This window comes from Maribacter ulvicola, from assembly GCF_900155985.1.
In the GTDB taxonomy this organism is placed as follows: Bacteria; Bacteroidota; Bacteroidia; order Flavobacteriales; family Flavobacteriaceae; genus Maribacter; species Maribacter ulvicola.
This window is the reverse complement of the sequence record NZ_FTMA01000007.1, coordinates 36,383-54,446: the sequence shown is the minus strand read 5'-3', so window position 1 is coordinate 54,446 and position 18,064 is coordinate 36,383. Positions and strand designations below refer to the sequence as shown.

General features: G+C 35.0%; 14 protein-coding genes. 11 read left to right on the top strand and 3 right to left on the bottom strand.

Going from position 1 to position 18,064, the window contains the following annotated elements:
- Positions 1 to 37: 37 nt before the first annotated feature.
- Entirely contained in the window at positions 38 to 3,220 is a 3,183-nt protein-coding gene (gene ccsA / locus BW936_RS15505) for a cytochrome c biogenesis protein CcsA (RefSeq protein WP_076549856.1), read from the bottom strand.
- 138 nt (positions 3,221 to 3,358) lie between these two features.
- On the opposite strand from ccsA, the gene BW936_RS15500 reads away from it, so the two are divergent.
- From BW936_RS15500 to galK, 8 genes are all read left to right on the top strand, one after another.
- The gene (locus tag BW936_RS15500) at positions 3,359 to 4,123 is read left to right on the top strand and encodes a Rossmann-like and DUF2520 domain-containing protein (RefSeq protein WP_076549853.1); all 765 of its coding nucleotides are present in this window, start codon (positions 3,359 to 3,361) and stop codon (positions 4,121 to 4,123) included.
- Positions 4,107 to 4,634, top strand: a complete 528-nt coding sequence (locus tag BW936_RS15495; RefSeq protein ID WP_076549850.1) for a KdsC family phosphatase — start codon at positions 4,107 to 4,109, stop codon at positions 4,632 to 4,634. The genes BW936_RS15500 and BW936_RS15495 overlap by 17 nt, the downstream gene beginning before the upstream one ends.
- A 3-nt stretch (positions 4,635 to 4,637) precedes the next feature.
- A complete protein-coding gene (locus tag BW936_RS15490; RefSeq protein ID WP_076549847.1) occupies positions 4,638 to 5,225 on the top strand; it encodes a Maf family nucleotide pyrophosphatase in 588 nt (195 codons plus the stop codon).
- Positions 5,226 to 5,248: 23 nt separating this feature from the next.
- The gene (locus BW936_RS15485; protein ID WP_143744188.1) at positions 5,249 to 6,196 is read left to right on the top strand and encodes a septum formation inhibitor Maf; all 948 of its coding nucleotides are present in this window, start codon (positions 5,249 to 5,251) and stop codon (positions 6,194 to 6,196) included.
- Between the two features lie 3 nt (positions 6,197 to 6,199).
- Positions 6,200 to 6,778 (top strand): mechanosensitive ion channel domain-containing protein, encoded by a 579-nt coding sequence (locus BW936_RS15480; RefSeq protein ID WP_076549841.1) that lies wholly within the window; start codon positions 6,200 to 6,202, stop codon positions 6,776 to 6,778.
- Between the two features lie 80 nt (positions 6,779 to 6,858).
- Positions 6,859 to 9,390 carry a PIG-L family deacetylase gene (locus BW936_RS15475; RefSeq protein ID WP_076549839.1) on the top strand — a complete coding sequence of 844 codons (2,532 nt, stop codon included), beginning with the start codon at positions 6,859 to 6,861 and terminating at the stop codon, positions 9,388 to 9,390.
- 111 nt (positions 9,391 to 9,501) lie between these two features.
- Positions 9,502 to 11,238: a sodium:solute symporter family protein gene (locus BW936_RS15470; RefSeq protein WP_076549836.1), complete on the top strand. Its 1,737-nt coding sequence runs from the start codon at positions 9,502 to 9,504 to the stop codon at positions 11,236 to 11,238.
- A gap of 19 nt (positions 11,239 to 11,257) precedes the next feature.
- On the top strand, positions 11,258 to 12,415 hold the full coding sequence (gene galK, locus BW936_RS15465; RefSeq protein WP_076549833.1) for a galactokinase: 1,158 nt from the start codon (positions 11,258 to 11,260) through the stop codon (positions 12,413 to 12,415).
- Positions 12,416 to 12,486: 71 nt separating this feature from the next.
- Here the strand turns inward: galK and BW936_RS15460 are convergent, their stop codons facing one another.
- Positions 12,487 to 13,332: a DUF2911 domain-containing protein gene (locus BW936_RS15460; protein WP_076549831.1), complete on the bottom strand. Its 846-nt coding sequence runs from the start codon at positions 13,330 to 13,332 to the stop codon at positions 12,487 to 12,489.
- Positions 13,333 to 13,409: 77 nt separating this feature from the next.
- Positions 13,410 to 14,654: a hypothetical protein gene (locus tag BW936_RS15455; RefSeq protein WP_076549829.1), complete on the bottom strand. Its 1,245-nt coding sequence runs from the start codon at positions 14,652 to 14,654 to the stop codon at positions 13,410 to 13,412.
- Between the two features lie 171 nt (positions 14,655 to 14,825).
- Between BW936_RS15455 and BW936_RS15450 the strand changes: the two genes are divergently transcribed.
- The 3 genes from BW936_RS15450 to BW936_RS15440 are packed head-to-tail and all read left to right on the top strand — an operon-like array spanning position 14,826 to position 17,324.
- On the top strand, positions 14,826 to 15,323 hold the full coding sequence (locus tag BW936_RS15450; protein ID WP_076549827.1) for an SRPBCC family protein: 498 nt from the start codon (positions 14,826 to 14,828) through the stop codon (positions 15,321 to 15,323).
- Entirely contained in the window at positions 15,324 to 16,013 is a 690-nt protein-coding gene (locus BW936_RS15445) for an SDR family NAD(P)-dependent oxidoreductase (protein WP_076549825.1), read from the top strand. It begins immediately after the preceding gene.
- Entirely contained in the window at positions 16,014 to 17,324 is a 1,311-nt protein-coding gene (locus BW936_RS15440) for a cryptochrome/photolyase family protein (RefSeq protein WP_076549823.1), read from the top strand.
- The last annotated feature ends 740 nt before the right edge of the window (positions 17,325 to 18,064 follow it).

Here is an 18,064-nt window from a genome sequence, read left to right as displayed (position 1 = left end):
TGAATTTATCATGAGGCTTTTACATTATATATTTTTTTTACTTACTGTAATTAACTTTGTATCTCCAGTAGCTTATTCCGCCCAAAACTAAAACTCCCGCTACCAAGTAATAAATAAAAGTCGGAGTAATTACTTGTGCTCCACTAGCGTAACTATGTAGACCTACTAGGTAAAAGTTTACCCCGAAATAAGTCATCATAATACTACCAAAGGCAACAACGCTCATAAAATTAAATGTCCACTTGCCCCTTAAACCAGGTACTAATCTAGTATGTATTACAAAAGCATATATCATAATAGAAACCAATGCCCAAGTTTCTTTTGGATCCCAGCCCCAATAGCGGCCCCAGCTTTCATTTGCCCATTGACCGCCTAAAAAGTTACCAATAGTAAGCATCACAAGACCTGTGGTCAATGCCAATTCATTGATTATAGTCAATTCTTTGATGTTGATTGCCATACGTTCTTTATTTTTTTGGGTCGTTAGAATCATTAATATCAATGAAACAAGACCTAATATCATACCAACTGTCAAAGGACCATAACTACCAACAATAACGGCAACGTGTATCATTAACCAATAACTATCCAGAACAGGCTGTAAATTTGCAATAGATGGGTCAATCCAACTTTGGTGGGCAATCCATAACAACATGGCAGTTACAAATGCAGAGGCAGCAAAGGTCATATCACTTTTACGACCAAGAGCCCAACCAATACCCATAGTAGCCCAAGCAACATATAAAATACTTTCATAGGCATTACTCCAAGGGGCATGACCAGAGATATACCAACGTAATATTAACCCGGCAGTATGCCAAATAAAAAGCAGCATTATTGTACCCTTAAAGAAGTAAATAGCTACGCGCCAAATAGAACGATCCTTAAAAATCTGGAATACCAAAACAAAGAACATCAATAGACCAACTACAGCATAAAATCTATATAATCTATTGAATATGTTCAACTTATTATAAATAACCTCTGTATCTATTTTTTGTTGAGATGGTAAAACTTCACTACCGTGATTGAGCTGATTCTGTTGAAAGGCAGCCAACAATTTATCGGCAGAAGCATAATCACCACTTTGCTGAGCCTTACCAAGCGTCATTAAATAATATGGCATGGCATTCTTAACAAAATTGGAGTATAAAGAATCTCTAATTTCATACTGTCCGCCTCTATATTCTACAGCTGATATCCATTTATTGTTTTCATCATCCAATAGCGGAAATATCTTAACGATATCTTGGCCTAAAGCCTGATTTAATAGACTTAATCTAATATTGGCATCTTTAAAATCTTGTTGAAATTTATTCGGATTAGTAGTTGCTGTCGCTTCTCGTAAAAATGGCTCTAATTTATACTGGCCTTTTTTATCGAAGAAATCTGTAGCCTTTACATATTCTTGACCAGACGGAATACCAATGACTTTTCTAATACTATCATTCTGTGATTTCTTATCTAAGGCTATGAACTCTGTGTTATACCAAACCGCAGGATTCATCATCATCATTGAAAGTAATATCTGATCAGAAGTAAAGCCTAAATAAGAATCCTTTAAACTTAACTTACGAAGTAGTTCAGACGAAAAGGTGTTAATTGGCTTCATACGCCCACCTTCATCCTGTATAACCAATTTACCAAATTTATCGGCATGCTCTTTAGCTATCATACTAGCTTTGAGCAAAGAATCTATTTGTACTTTACTTGGCGCCTGTTGATGTCCTTCTTCTGGAGAATGTTGTTCTTGCGCAAATGACGAGAATGAGAAAGCCATTAAAACAGCAATTACCCCGAACATTTTTTTCTTTTTAATTTTAAGTTTATCCAAAGAATCTGCTAGATCCTGAAAACGAGTTTTTCCAAAAAACATAATCCCCATTAATCCTATATATAAAAGAAAGTATCCAATATAGGTGATCCAAGTTCCCCAAAAGTCATGGTTAACCGATAACACCGTACCTTTTTCATCGGGATCAAAACTCGATTGAAAGAAACGATACCCTTGGTGATCCAAAACATGGTTCATGAAAATATCATAATCAAAAGGCCGTTCATCTTCAATGGTAACCCTACTCATAAACGAGGCGTATCCTTTCTCTGTTCCAGGATATTTTTCGGCAATAAAATCGTTCAACTTAATACCAAAAGGCAACTCATGCACTTTAGAACCATAGCGTATAGAAAAATTGAGGCCGCCTATATTTACTTTCTCACTAAAATCAGAAGGTCCTTTACTTCCTAAAAGTTTTATCTGTTTGGTTTCCCCGTTGGCAGAAACATCAAAAACGATTGCATCTTGATCCATTTTAGTTTTCTCGGCCTCAGGTATTTCAACAATACCATAAGAACCTTGTGTAATAGAATCTGGAATTACGAATTGCATACCTGCCGTATTATATAGCGAACGTAATTGCAGTGGCTGCAGACTATCTTTTTCCAATACCCCTTTAAACTGATCTGCCATACGCATAAAATCACCTTCAAAAGGTGTTAGAATCTGGTATACAGAATCTGTTGTCATAATATTGATGGCACCATCTGTTTTATTGTTCAAGGCAAAAAGCACGTTATGTATACTGGCTACCTTACCGTCTTCTAAGTAGTGATCATGACGTTCACCATCACCGGCTTCAACAATTTTAAGAAATTTATTACCGTTGGCATCTGGCAAAAGACCTTGTTTTGCTCCTTTAATAAATTCAACATATGATATGCTAAAATCTTCACCATTAAAATCAGCATTCCAAGGTAAGTTAGATTTTATAGCTTCAGGAGTAACGATCAGGTCATCTTCCAAAATTTTTCTTCTAGCCTCTCCGTCAATTTCACCATCTACATAAACGGTTAAATAAGTTTTATCAGAATAAAAAACATTTTCCGTTTTTCCTTCTCTAATGGGCATAATACCTTCAAAACTGATATAACGTGTAACAAAGGCTCCTATAATAATCAGTACCCATGACAAATGCAATATCAATACCGGCCATTTCTCTAATCTCAATAATCGATATCTTGAAATATTACCTATAAAATTTATCACGAAGAAAACCATGATCAGCTCAAACCACCATGCATTATAAATCCAGATTCTTGCTGTTTCCGTACTATACCAACTTTCAATAAAAGTACCGAATGCCATGGCAATAGCAAAAGCGATAAATAAGATGGACATTAAACGAGTAGAAAAGATAATTTTTTTTAACATTTCCGTCATGGAAGAAAAGAGTTGATTTGCAAGTTGCAAAAATAAGCCCTTTTCATCATTTACCGATGCCTTTTACCGCTTTTAAACATCAATGAAACTGTTAATTTTAATACAACAAGACTTCTATAAACTTTGTATTTTTGCAGAATGATATCAGTTGTAATAGTTGGTACCGGAAATGTAGCTCAGAATCTTTATCATGCTTTTAAAAAGAGCTCTGAAATAAACATTAAACAGGTAATAGGCAGAAATAGGGAGCATTTAGCTTTTGTCCAAAACAAGGCGCTTATCAGTACTGATTTCTCTAATAACATCACCGCAGATGTTTACATATTAGCAGTTAGTGATGATGCTATAAGTGCCGTTGCCCAGAAGTTTAAGGGGATAGACGGAGTTTTGGCACATACATCTGGTGCAACTTCATTAGATGCTATCAAATTTGCACAACGACCAGGTATTTTTTACCCATTACAGACATTTACAATAGGTAAAATAATTTCACTTGATACTATTCCTCTTTGTTTAGAAGCAACCAACTCAAAGGACCTTAATATATTAAAAACCTTAGGCAATCAACTAAGCAAAAGTGTTTTAGAAGTTAACTCTGAACAACGAAAAACACTTCATGTAGCTGCAGTTTTTGTGAATAACTTTACCAATTATATGTACACTATGGGTTCAGAGATTTGTGCAGCGCACAACATTGATTTTTCATTACTAAAACCACTTATAAAAGAGACGGCTTCTAAATTAGATACATTAACACCTATACAAGCACAAACAGGTCCCGCAAAACGTGGAGATCAAAAAACATTACACAATCATCTACAAATTATAAAAGACAAACACCAAAGGGAACTTTATACCCTTTTAAGTAATGCAATAAAAGAAAAACATGGAAAAGAGCTATAAAGAGTATTTAAAGGACATAACCACATTTATATTTGATGTAGATGGCGTATTTACAGATGGAAGTCTTTTAGTTACCAGCAAAGGAGAGTTATTACGAAACATGAGCGTAAAAGACGGTTACGCTATAAAAGTTGCCTTGGACAAAGGATATAAGGTATGTATTATCACCGGCGGGACAAACGAAGGGGTTCGTACAAGACTAAAAGCTCTTGGAGTTACCGATATTTATATGGGCGCACATTACAAGATGGATGCTTTGGAAGAATATATGGATATTTACCATATTGAAGCTGAGAATATTCTATATATGGGCGATGACATACCAGATATTCCCCCTATGAAAGCTGTGGCATTAGCTACCTGTCCGCAGAACGCGGTTGCCGAGGTAAAAAATGTAAGTAATTACATTTCTCACATTAACGGGGGTCATGGCTGTGTACGTGATGTTATTGAACAAGTTTTAAAAGTACGAGGCGATTGGACCAGCCATTTCAGTGCTGCAAACGATTAACATATGTTGAAGAACGAATTAAAAGAGCACCATTTAATACTAGCTTCCGGTTCTCCAAGAAGGCACCAGTTTTTTAAGGAAATGGAGCTTGATTTTGAAGTAAGAGTTAAATCGGTAGACGAAGTTTACCCTACTGAACTAAAAGGAGCGGAAATATCTGATTACCTAGCAAAACTAAAGGCAGAAGTACTTATTACCGAACTTCAACCAAAGGACATTTTAATAACCTCAGATACGGTAGTATGGCATAATAACGAATCTTTAGCCAAAGCAAAGGATAGTACAGAAGCGGAAGAGATGCTCAAAAAACTATCAGGAGACTGGCATCAAGTAATTACATCTGTATGTTTTACCACAATTGAACGACAAATAGTACAACGCTCCATAACCAAAGTTAAGTTCAAAAATTTATCTATAGACGAAATCCGCCATTATATTACTAAATATAAACCATACGATAAAGCTGGTGCATATGGCATTCAAGAGTGGATAGGACTCATAGGTATTGAAAAGATCAAAGGCTCATATACCAGTGTTGTTGGTTTACCAACACAATTAGTTTATAAAACTTTATCGCAATTGGTAACATAGCATTAATAAAACCCATGACAAGCATGAGACTATTAAAATTAAACTCGGTAATTTACAGCATTTTCGCAATAGCAATACTTCTTACAAGCTGCAAAGAAAGATCTAAAAGTAATAGTAACACCATAGCCATGGGAAATACCGTTACAAATGTACCAACTCCTAAAAAGCAACTTTCACAAGAGTTCAAAGATTATTGGTACAATGGTAATGCAGAGATTACTTCTTACCATTTAGAACAAGCTAGATATGGCGAGATAAGGAAAGGTAATGCTGTAATGATATATGTTACCGAACCTTTTTTACCTGATGCTCAGGTAAAGGCAGACAATAACAACAAAAGGAACATTCCTGTTTTAAAACTGAATTCTACCAAAAATTACATTACCGGAATTTACCCCTACTCCATTATGACAAGTAGTTTTTACCCCGTACATGATAACCAACATGCACTAAAATTATCTTTTTCTTCTCAGGAGTGGTGTGGTCATGTATATGCACAGTTGAACAACAAAGATCATTTTGAAATGATGAGCAACTCCTATTTCCAATCTGAAGGTGACCAACAGTATCAATTAGACAAAGCGCATCTTGAAAATGAAATATGGAATAAAATTAGAGTCAATCCTTCAAACTTGCCAATAGGCGAAATATCAATGATCCCCTCCTTAGAATTTACACGGTTGTCTCATAAAGAATTCAAGGCTTATAAAGCAATTACCTCGTTAACAGAAGTAGATGGTATAAGAACTTATAAAATTAACTACCCACAGCTAGAGCGTACCTTAAAAATTAACTTTGAAAATAGATTTCCTTATGTAGTAGAAAGTTGGACAGACACCTACTATGATGGGTTTGGCAATAATAAAAAACTTTTAACTTCTAAAGCAACAAGAATTAACAGGATTACAACACCCTACTGGCAAAAGAATTCGAATAACGATTTATCTTTACGCGATAGTTTAGGTTTATAACAGATGAAAGAATTTATTAATGAGCATTACAATGAGCTTATTTACAGTCTTATTGTTCTTTTTGTAATCTTAGTTTTAAAGTTTTTATTTACCACTGCGGTAAAAAAAGTTAGCAAGATCAGTGATTTCAATCCTGTGCGCACCAATCTAATTATCAAGTTCATAAATATTGCATTGACCATAGTCTCTTTAGTGGCGCTAACCTTGGTCTGGAGTGTCAACTACCAAGATTTAGGTGTTATGCTATCATCTGTCTTTGCCGTAATTGGCGTAGCATTATTTGCACAATGGTCTATTTTAAGCAATATTACGGCCGGTGTAATTATTTTCTTTTCATTCCCTTTTAAAATAGGAAACACCATCCGTATTTTAGATAAAGAACTACTAGACCCTAACAACTCAGATTTAGATACATTTGTAATTGAGGACATTAGAGCTTTTCATTTGCATTTACGAAGAAGCAATGGCGAGATTTTAACTTATCCCAACAACTTAGTACTTCAAAAAGGAGTAATTCTAATTTCCACCTACCAACAAGGTGAGTTTTTAAGTTCGGAGGAAGAGAAAGAACAAAATATTTGATTTTGTTAAAGAAGTCGTAAAAACGTAAGCTTAGGTAGTAATCTTATTATATTTGAAACTACTACCAAAACCAACTTAAAATGCGATACTTATTAGGGTTATTCACCTGTAGTCTTTTTGTACTCAGCACCCTGAAAGCTCAATCTCCTAAAAATAGTTCTGCTACTGACATTTACCACGCTATTGAAAAGCTTAATTTTTTAGGCAGCGCACTTTATATAGCGGCACACCCAGATGATGAAAATACACGTTTAATATCCTATTTATCTAACAATGTTAAGGCTAGAACGGGTTACCTATCCTTAACAAGAGGTGATGGTGGGCAGAATTTAATTGGTCCAGAATTACGCGAACTATTAGGTGTATTACGAACTCAAGAGTTACTTGCAGCAAGAAGAGTTGATGGCGGAGAACAATTTTTTAGTCGCGCCAATGATTTTGGCTATTCTAAACAACCAGGCGAAACCCTTGAAATCTGGAATAAAGAAGCCATTCTTAGTGATGTTGTACGTACCATTAGAAAGTTTAAACCAGATGTAATCATCAATAGATTTGACCATAGAACCCCAGGTACAACGCATGGTCACCATACCTCTTCGGCCATGTTAAGTTTTGAAGCATTCGACTTAGCAAATAATGCAAGCGCTTTCCCTGAGCAATTATCATCAACAAATACGTGGCAACCCAAACGATTATTTTTCAATACATCTTGGTGGTTTTACGGTAGTGAAGAAAAATTTAAAGCAGCAGACAAATCTAAAATGTTGCACATGGATGTAGGCACCTACTACCCAATGCTTGGCATGTCTAACAACGAAATTGCATCATTAGCCAGTAGTCAACATCTGTGCCAAGGTTTTGGCAGACTAAGCTCTAGAGGTACAGCGGATGAATATGTTGAATTGTTAAAAGGCAGTCTACCAAACGACAAATCGAATCTTTTTGATGGTATTGACACTAGCTGGTCTAGAATTGATGGAGGAAAAGCAATTGGTGATATTCTTTATGATGTACAAGAAAATTTCAATTTCAAAAACCCTACAGTTCACATAACCAACCTATTAAAAGCTTATCAGTTACTACAGAACGTTTCTGATGAGCATTGGAAGAATTTAAAGACCGCAGAGTTAACCGCTATAATTACAGCAATATCAGGATTACATTTAGAAGCTATTACAAAAATACCGTTTTCTAATCCTGGTCTAAATGTAGATGTTCAAATACAAGCATTAAATAGAAGTGATATTACTATTGAATTAAAATCGGTATATCTTAATGAACAGAATACTACTATTGAAAGTAGTGCTTTGAACAATAATGAGCTGTTTGAAAAGAAAATTGATGTACACATTCCCTCTACTACGAATTTCACCAGTCCGTATTGGTTAATGGAAAAGGGAACTCTAGGCACATATTCTGTCAGTAATACAGACTTAATAGGTAAACCGGAAACACCCAGAGCTTTTAATGCAATATTCAATATATCTATAAATGGAATTTCCGTTCCTATTACAAAACCTATAGTGTATAAATATGCAAAACCAGATAAAGGAGAACTGTACCAACCTTTTGAAGTGGTACCTGAAGCTACCGCCAGTTTTACAGATAAGGTCCTAATTTTTGCAGACGCATTACCAAAGAGAATTCCTGTTACTATCAAGGCCCATAAAGACAATATTTCCGGGACTGTTGATTTAATATTTGGCAAAGGATGGCAAGTAGACAAAAAATCACAACCATTTTCAATTGTTAAAAAAGGAGATGAACAAACCGTTTATTTCACCTTGAGTCCGCCAGCTACAGAAAACGAAAGTAGCATCTCCCCTATCATTAAACTAAACGGAAAGGAGATTACCAAAGAGTTGGTTACTATAGCTTATGACCATGTACCTACACAAACAATATTACTACCATCAGAAACTAAGGTAGTTCGTTTAAATATTCAAAAAGCAGGCGAAAATATTGGCTACATTATGGGAGCTGGTGATGAAGTTCCTACCAGTTTAGAACAAATAGGCTATAACGTTCAACTTATAGACCCTACAACGATCACTAAAGAATCATTAAAGAAATATGATGCGGTGGTACTTGGTATACGGGCTTACAATGTTGTTGAAGAGCTTAAATTTAAACAAAAATTCATTTTAGAATATGCAAAGAATGGTGGTACAGTAATTGTTCAGTACAATACAGCTAGCAGATGGGGAGCTCAATTTGAAAATATAGCGCCTTATGCCTTAGAAATATCTAGAGATCGTGTTACCAATGAAAATTCTGAAGTAAAAATTATTGCAAAAGATAATTCGCTTGTACATTTCCCAAATGAAATTAGCCATAGTGATTTTGATGGTTGGGTTCAGGAGCGCGGGTTATATTTCCCTAACAAGTGGAGTGCAGAATTTACGCCCGTATTAGAAATGCATGATGATGGTGAAGAATCAACAAAAGGTAGCTTATTAATTGCCCCTTACGGAAAGGGAAACTATATTTATACCGGACTGAGCTTTTTTAGAGAATTACCAGTGGGTGTTCCAGGTGCATATAAATTATTCTCTAACATGTTATCTGTGGGAAAGAATAAAGTAGTAACGAAAGCCAAAATCAAAGGATGAGCAAAGAACGGGATGAAAATAAAACTTGGAAAAAAGAGTACAGTATTGTTTTGGTACTCAATCTTATTTATGTTCTTATTTTTTATTACGTAATGACTTCATTCAATTAATATGGGAGGATTAGATTGGATTATTCTTGCCGGCACACTTCTTTTTATCGTAGTATACGGAGTTTGGAAAACAAAAGGAAGCAAAAATGTAGATGACTACGTTCGTGGTGGTAATGATTCTAAGTGGTGGACCATTGGTTTATCCGTGATGGCAACCCAAGCCAGTGCAATTACATTTTTATCTACTCCCGGTCAAGCATTTCATGACGGTATGGGCTTTGTTCAGTTCTATTTTGGACTTCCCTTAGCCATGATTATCATTTGCATGGTATTTGTTCCGCTATACCATAAAATGAAGGTATACACCGCCTATGAATTTTTAGAAGGTAGATTTGACCTTAAAACCCGTTCATTGGCAGCAGTTCTATTTTTGATTCAGAGAGGGCTTGCAGCAGGAATCACCATATTTGCCCCTTCCATTATTCTATCTGCCGTACTTGGTTGGGATTTAAGGACATTAAATATTATCATAGGTACATTGGTAATCATCTATACCGTATCGGGCGGTACTAAAGCTGTCAGTGTTACCCAAAAACAGCAGATGTTCATCATTATGACAGGTATGTTCATTACCTTCTTTTTTATATTAGGTTATTTACCTTCTGATATCACCTTTAGCAAGGCTATGAAAATTGCTGGCGCAAGTAATAAACTAGAAATATTAAACTTTGATTTGGACACTTCTAGCAGATATACGTTCTGGAGTGGTATTACGGGCGGACTCTTCCTTTTCTTAGCATACTTTGGCACAGACCAAAGTCAGGTTCAACGTTATTTGTCTGGTAAATCTGTTAAAGAAAGTCAGTTAGGTCTAGTCTTCAACGCTGTTCTAAAAATACCCATGCAGTTCTTTATTCTTTTAGTAGGTGTTATGGTATTTGTATTTTACCAATACAATCCGTCACCTTTAAACTTTAATCCGTCTGCAACACAGGCCGTGATGGAATCAAGTTACGCAGAGGATTACAAATTATTACAGCAAGGGCAAGTTGCTCTAGAAGCGGAAAAAAGAATTGCACAAAATAAGTTTTCTGCTGCTTTAGAAATAAAGGAATATACTGCAGTTGAAGAAGCCAAAAAACAGATTATACGCATCAATCAAAAAGATAGCACCAATCGTATCGCTGCCAAATCATTAATTAAACAAGCAAATGATGTCGTAGAATCCAACGATAAAGATTACGTTTTTATTCACTTCATCCTAAACAATTTACCAACAGGTTTAATAGGTTTATTATTAGCGGTTATTTTATCTGCAGCCATGTCCTCAACAGCGTCAGAGTTAAATGCGTTAGGCACTATTACGGCATTAGACCTATATAAAAGAAATAGAAAAAAAGAAAACCTATCTGAAGAGCACTATGTAAAAGCTTCAAAGTTTTTTACATTAATCTGGGGAATTGTCGCCATATTAATAGCATGTGTAGCCAACCTATTTGATAATTTAATACAACTAGTAAATATCATTGGAAGTATTTTTTATGGTAATGTTTTGGGAATATTCTTGATTGCATTTTTCTTTAAATTTATTAAAGGAAACGCCGTTTTCTTTGCTGCCGTAATCACGCAAATTATCATTTGTGTTATTTACTATTATCTAATTCATATCTATCCTTCTGGTCAAGAAAAATTAGGCTATCTATGGCTTAACTTTTTTGGTGCAGCTTTGGTCATTGCCATATCCTTTATTTTTGAAGCCTTTGACCGTATGCTCAATAAACCATTAGCATCTCATTAAGAACAACCTATAACCATAAATGATACATAAAGAAATAACGTCTTATTTTAAAGAGAATTATACCAATCTACCTACTCTTATAAAAGCTCCCGGACGCATTAATTTAATTGGTGAACATACTGATTATAACGAAGGTTTAGTACTACCTGCATCTATTGAAAAAGGAATTTATTTTGCCGTATCCGGCAATGACCAAAGTAATATTCTAATTGAAACATTTTTAACACAGCCAGAGAAAATTGTTTTTCAATTAAATGGTGATCATAAAAAATTTGAGGCCTTCTGGGGCAATTATTTCAAAGCCATTATAGAAATACTTGTTGCTAGGGAATACCCGTTAAAAGGAATGGATTGTGTTTTTGGCGGTGACATACCTATAGGATCTGGGCTCTCCTCTTCTGCTGCTCTTTGTTGCGGATTTATTTATGCGATAACCAAAATATCAGGAAAAGAAATTTCAAGGGAGGATATTGCATTGATTGCACAAGAAGCTGAACACAAAATTGGACTTAATTGCGGCTTAATGGATCAATACGCTGTGCTTTTTGGTAAAAAAGGAAATGCTTTCTTTTTAGATTGCAAAGATTTAAGTCACAATTATATTCCTATCAATTTAGAAGGTTATAGCTGGGTGTTGATCAATTCTAACATCAAACATAATTTAGCAGTAGATTCTGAATACAACAAAAGACGTGTTTCTTGCGAGAACATTGTCAAACAGGTTCAAAAGTACAAACCGGAAATAACCTCTTTAAGAGAGGTAACCTTAGAAGATATTACTAAGGTAGAAGAAGACGTCAACAACATTGATGCACAACGCGCCAAATATGTCATTGAAGAGAATGATCGTGTTCGTAAAATGATGAAAGTTCTAGTAGAAGGCGATGCAAAAGCTGTTGGTGGTGTTTTAAATGAAGGGCATTGGGCAATGTCCAAACAATATGAAATTACCACAAGCGAATTAGACGCTTTAGTAAAAATTGGCGAAAGCCTAGATGGGGTATTAGGATCTAGAATGATGGGTGGCGGCTTTGGTGGTTGCACCATTAACCTTATGAAAACAGATAAGCTAGATACTAGTATAAAATCCGTGCTAGAACAGTATAAAGAACAAACTACTATTGATGCAGAATACTACCATCTAGCAATTGATGATGGTGTAAAGGTATTTGAATAAATCTTAAACTTAGTTCCATAAAAAAAGTCCGTGTTTTTCAACACGGACTTTTTGGTTTTATAAGATAGCTTTTATTTAGAACTCCATTCTTTAATAGAATCATTGTTCATTTTAATATAATCATTATTACCGGCTGCAGTTGCACCCGTTAATGATTTTTTAGCCGCTTCAATTGCTCCTTTTTTATCACCTGCTTTTGCTAGGATCAAAGATTGTTGTCTTAGTTGCCAAAACGCTGGTTTTTCAATCATAGACATTGCTTTGTCCATCCATTTTTTAGCTTTTTTAATATCTTTTCCTTCGCTAGAATAATAAACGGCCGCAGCATAGTAGTCTTCAGCAGAAGGACCGTTCAAAACTTTATCAATACTATTCATTACCGTAGCATCAGTACCAACTGTGAAAGGAATTGCCACGTACGTATTTTCCCAAATAATACCAATGTTAGCGCCATTACTTTTTACATCATCAAAAGTGATTGTAAAAGTCTCAACAGGCATTTCAATATTGTAAACAGGTACAGATAATTGGGCAACTACCTTGCTATCTTCCCAATTTCTTGGTGTACCTCCACCAACAGTATCCGCATAGATAAAAACCTCCCAATTAGAAGCTCCTGGCTTACTTAATATGGAGTATGTTCCCGCTTTTACTTCTTTACCACCTATAGTAACATCAGCATCAAAAGTTACTAAAGTGTATCCGTTTGCTCCTGTTCTCCATAATTTATCAAAAGGAACTAGGTTGCCAAATACTTGTCTACCTCTCATTGAAGGTCTAGAGTAGTCAATGCTTACCTCGGTTAAACCAACGGTCTGCATTATTTTTGCTGCAGGACTAGGTGCAGGTGTATTTATTTGTGCCTCAACAGTTAAGGAAGCTACAATTGCCAATAAAAAGAGTACTACTTTATTCATGATTGTTTAACTGATTAGTTATTGACAGCAAAATTACTTATAAAGGAGAGGTCAAAATGTTAACAATTTCTTAAATACTAGTAAACGGCAAAAGAAGTAGCAATGACACCATCTTCTAAAAACAAGGCTAGGTAATAAATGGAAGATTTCAAATGATGAGAAATAATACCCTTCTTCTCAATATCCCCGGTATTTTGCCAAACCTCTTTCCCTGATACATCATAAATAACTTGCCCAAAAACTGTTTTATCCGTAGCTATAGAGTAATAATAACGGCTAGTAGTAAGATCTCTAAATATTATTAGTGTATCATCTTGAGCGGCATTTCCTGGGGTTTCAGGTAGTAACGAACCATCAGGGTTTTCAGGAATTTCTGGATTCTCAGGCGTTTCTGTTTCCTCTGGATTTTCTGGATGCTCAGGTTCTTCGGGAGCTTCTGGCTCTTCCGTCTCCACATAAGGGATTTGGAAAGAAAATAAACGTGATGCAGATTCAATGGTTGGCGTTTGCCTAGCATAATATTCAGATGAAAAGAAATAACTTTCTGATCCTGTTTGGGTTATTCCTTCCGCTTGAATAAAATTGAGTCCTAAAGATCGTTGCTTATACCCCTCAAAAACAGCGTTGAAATTGAAATGTTCTACCATCCCCACAAACGGACTCAAAATAGAGGAATACCCAATAACCACTAATCTATTTGATTCCGTATCATAAGACGCATCGGTTATTAAACCAACATCATTAATTGCCCCTACTCTACTGGCTACATGTGTTCCTGGAAATTTAGAAAACTCATAAGCTACCGACCCAAACGATTGCCATTGTTTTGTCAAGACTACTATCTTATCATCTATAACAAAAAATGCTTCTGCGTCCCAATCGCTATTTCCAGTATTTTCAAAATCCTGTTGATCTTCATAAGAGAAATTAATAGTTTCAGCAGATACGGAATTAGAACTTACATATGCTTCTTTTAAAATTCTATGTACCGCCAAATCTGTTCTAATACCTACATTATTGCCAAAATCACCTATATAAATATAATCTTCATCTTGTGCTATCGCTTCCCAATCTATATTATTAATATTATGAATTGTAACCCTTCGTTGAATAGCTAGTGTTAGCGTATCTAACTCATATAAAATGGCTTCGTTACCAGAATCATTATGGGTTATTAAATTCCCATTAAAATAAAGCAAGCCTGAAGTTTCAAAAACAGCACTAGGCAATTCCCCAATAGTTTGCACATTCTCTTGAGCAGCTAAAATTGCTGTGTAAAAGAATAGCATTATAAAGCCAAACTGTTGAGTAAAAATTTTCATCATTATAAAATAAGCCAAAATATAGTTAATGAACTGTATTTTAGCGACCTAAATTTAATTTAATCGATAAAGTTAATTTTTAAATCCATAAAAAGGCATATTAAAATTTGTTTAACTATTTTTGACTTATGTTAGACATTTATTTGGTCTTGAAATTTCAATGTTGCATTTATGAAACTATATCAATTACATTCTAAACAAGCCTTACCAATTACTAAAGAAGTAGCGTGGAAATTTTTATCAGACCCTGCTAATTTAAAGGTGATTACTCCTGATCATATGGGTTTTAATATACTTGATGGTGCAGATAGAGACATGTTTCCTGGTCAAATTATACAATATAAAGTTTCTCCTTTCCCTGGGTATACCACCAAATGGGTAACTGAAATAACACATGTAAATCAAGGTAATTACTTTGTTGATGAGCAAAGATTTGGTCCTTATGCACTTTGGCACCACAAGCACTTTATCAATGAAATTGATGAAGGTGTAATTATGGAAGATATTATAGATTACAAAATTCCATTAGGACTTTTAGGTCAATTAGCACATCCTATCATCGTAAAAAAACAGTTGATTGAAATATTTAAGTTCAGAGAAGACAAACTGAAAGAGCTCTTCGGCACTATAAATTCCATCCCTAATGAACTTCAACTAAAATCTTTTTAAATGAAAAATATATTATTAATTGGAGGGTCTCATGGTATTGGACTTTCAATGGTTAAAGAATTACAAGAAACGCATAATGTATTTGTTGCATCACGAACAGATGAACAATTGCAGCACGAAAACATAACTCATATCGAATTCGATGTAACTAAAGACGAACTAGATATTTCTCAACTACCCGAAAAACTTGACGGATTTGTATATTGCCCTGGTAGTATAAATCTCAAACCGTTTAAAATGATGTCTTTAGATACCATAAAAGAAGACATGGAACTTAATTTCTTTTCCATGGTGAAAGTGGTCAAAGAAGTAATTTCAAAAATGAACGAGGGTTCAAGCATGGTCTTTTTTAGTACTATTGCCGTAAATACGGGCATGCCGTTTCATACCAGTGTTTCTGCAGCCAAAGGGGCAATTGAGGGTTTTGCCAAGTCTTTAGCAGCAGAGTACGCCCCTAAAGTTAGAGTTAATGTTGTAGCGCCATCTTTGGTGGATACCCAATTAGCTAAAAGACTTTTAAATAACGATAAAAAACGTGATATGATGAGTGAGCGCCACCCCTTAAAAAGAGTTGGTAATCCTGAAGATATTGCCAATGCGGCAGTTTTTCTTTTAAGTGATAAAAGCACATGGGTAACCGGACAAATTATAGGCGTAGATGGCGGACTATCAACTTTAAACATTAACTAAATGCTAAAAAAAGTAGCTATATTTTGGTTTAGAAGAGATTTAAGATTAGACGATAATGTTGGTTTTCTTGAAGCCTTAAAAGGAGATTATCCTGTACTGCCTATTTTCATTTTTGATGAAGAAATTCTTTCCAAATTACCGAAAGATGATGCAAGGATCACTTTTATACATGAAACATTACAGAGCATGCGAAATCAGCTACAGGAAGAGCGTGATAGCTCACTAGCAATGTTTCATGGTAAACCTATAGATATACTAAAAAATCTTATAGAAGATTACCAAGTCATGTGCGTTTATACTAACAGAGACTATGAACCATATGCCAAGGAGCGTGATAAAAAAATATCTGACTTTTTATCTGAAAATGATATTACTTTCAAAACCTTTAAAGATCAAGTGATATTTGAAAAGTCAGAAATAGTAAAAGGAGATGGCGACCCATATGTGGTATATACGCCCTATAAAAATAAGTGGCAAGAGCATTTTAACGCCGATAGAGATCTAGAGATTCACTACACGAATCAACATTTATCTAACTTGATTAAAAACTCACGTTTACCAAACGTATCACTAAGCGACATCGGTTTTGTGAAATCTAAAATAGAGGTTCCAGCATATAATGTAACCCCTACCCTAATTGATAATTACGAAGACACCCGTAATTTCCCTGCCAAAGAAAGCGGTACCTCACGACTAGGTCCACATTTACGTTTTGGAACAGTATCTGTGCGTAAAATGATGAAAAAAGCCATTGCGGAAGACAATAAGGTTTTTTGGAGCGAGCTGATTTGGCGCGAATTTTTCATGACCATTTTGTATCATTTTCCCCGTACAGTTGATAATGCTTTTAGAGCAAAATATGACCGTATAGAATGGCGTAATAATGAAGATGAATTTGAAAAATGGAAAAATGGAGAAACAGGATATCTTTTAGTAGATGCCGGTATGCGTCAATTAAACGAAACCGGATACATGCATAATAGGGTTCGTATGTTGGTGGCTAGTTTTCTATGCAAACACCTATTAATAGATTGGCGCTGGGGAGAAACCTATTTTGCTGAAAAGTTATTGGATTATGAAATGAGCTCTAATATTGGTAATTGGCAATGGGCGGCTGGCAGTGGCGTAGACGCAGCTCCTTACTTTAGAATATTCAACCCTATGACCCAAGTAGATAAATTCGACAAGAATAAGGTATATATTAAAAAATGGATTCCTGAATACGGCACAGATAAGTATCCAGAAAAAATGGTAGACCATAAAATGGCTAGAGAAAGATGTTTAGAAACGTATAAGGCTGCGGTCAGCTAAATTATTTCGCCAATTAAAGATGCAGTTCCTATGAGGCAACCACCTTTCGTCTAAGCATATTTACCTATAGTTACGCATTTTTTGTTGGTGAAAATATGGTTTAGCAACTTTTTAAACTTTGCAAAATAGGATCCATAATTTGCCTTAAAGGCTCCGCCGAAATGACACTTGACTTCATAACGGTATCCTTAGGAACTCCAAAGGTTAGAATAACTTGAAATTTTTCACCTCGTCTCTATCCTAATTTTATTTCCATAATGGAGATTTTAGTACTTTCCTTGGCTAAAATTGAGTGTATCTAGAGATATCCCAAATCCATATCAACCCATACTTTTTATTTTCAAAGTATTTCCTTTACTCCCATCGCTACATTCATAATATTATTTACTCCGGATACCTAAGCCTTGGACACCCTATATATTAGCATTCCAGTAATAGAACAACAAACCCCATTAAAAAAAAGTAACGACCAAAACCCCATAATGTTCATATTCTAATTAGTTCCTTGTGTAAAACCATTTACAATTAATAACTGCTTAGAAATATAAAACATTGCTACTGTAAATAGAGGTTGTCCATTTTTTAAGGATATAAATTCTAAAAGCTAAATAACCATATCTTTCTCATAGTCAGCACTATTTAATCTTCATGAATTAAAGCGCATAATTTGGTATATTTACTAATGCTTTAATATCAGGTAGTTAACACTATCATGAATTGGAGTTGAAAATAACCAAAAC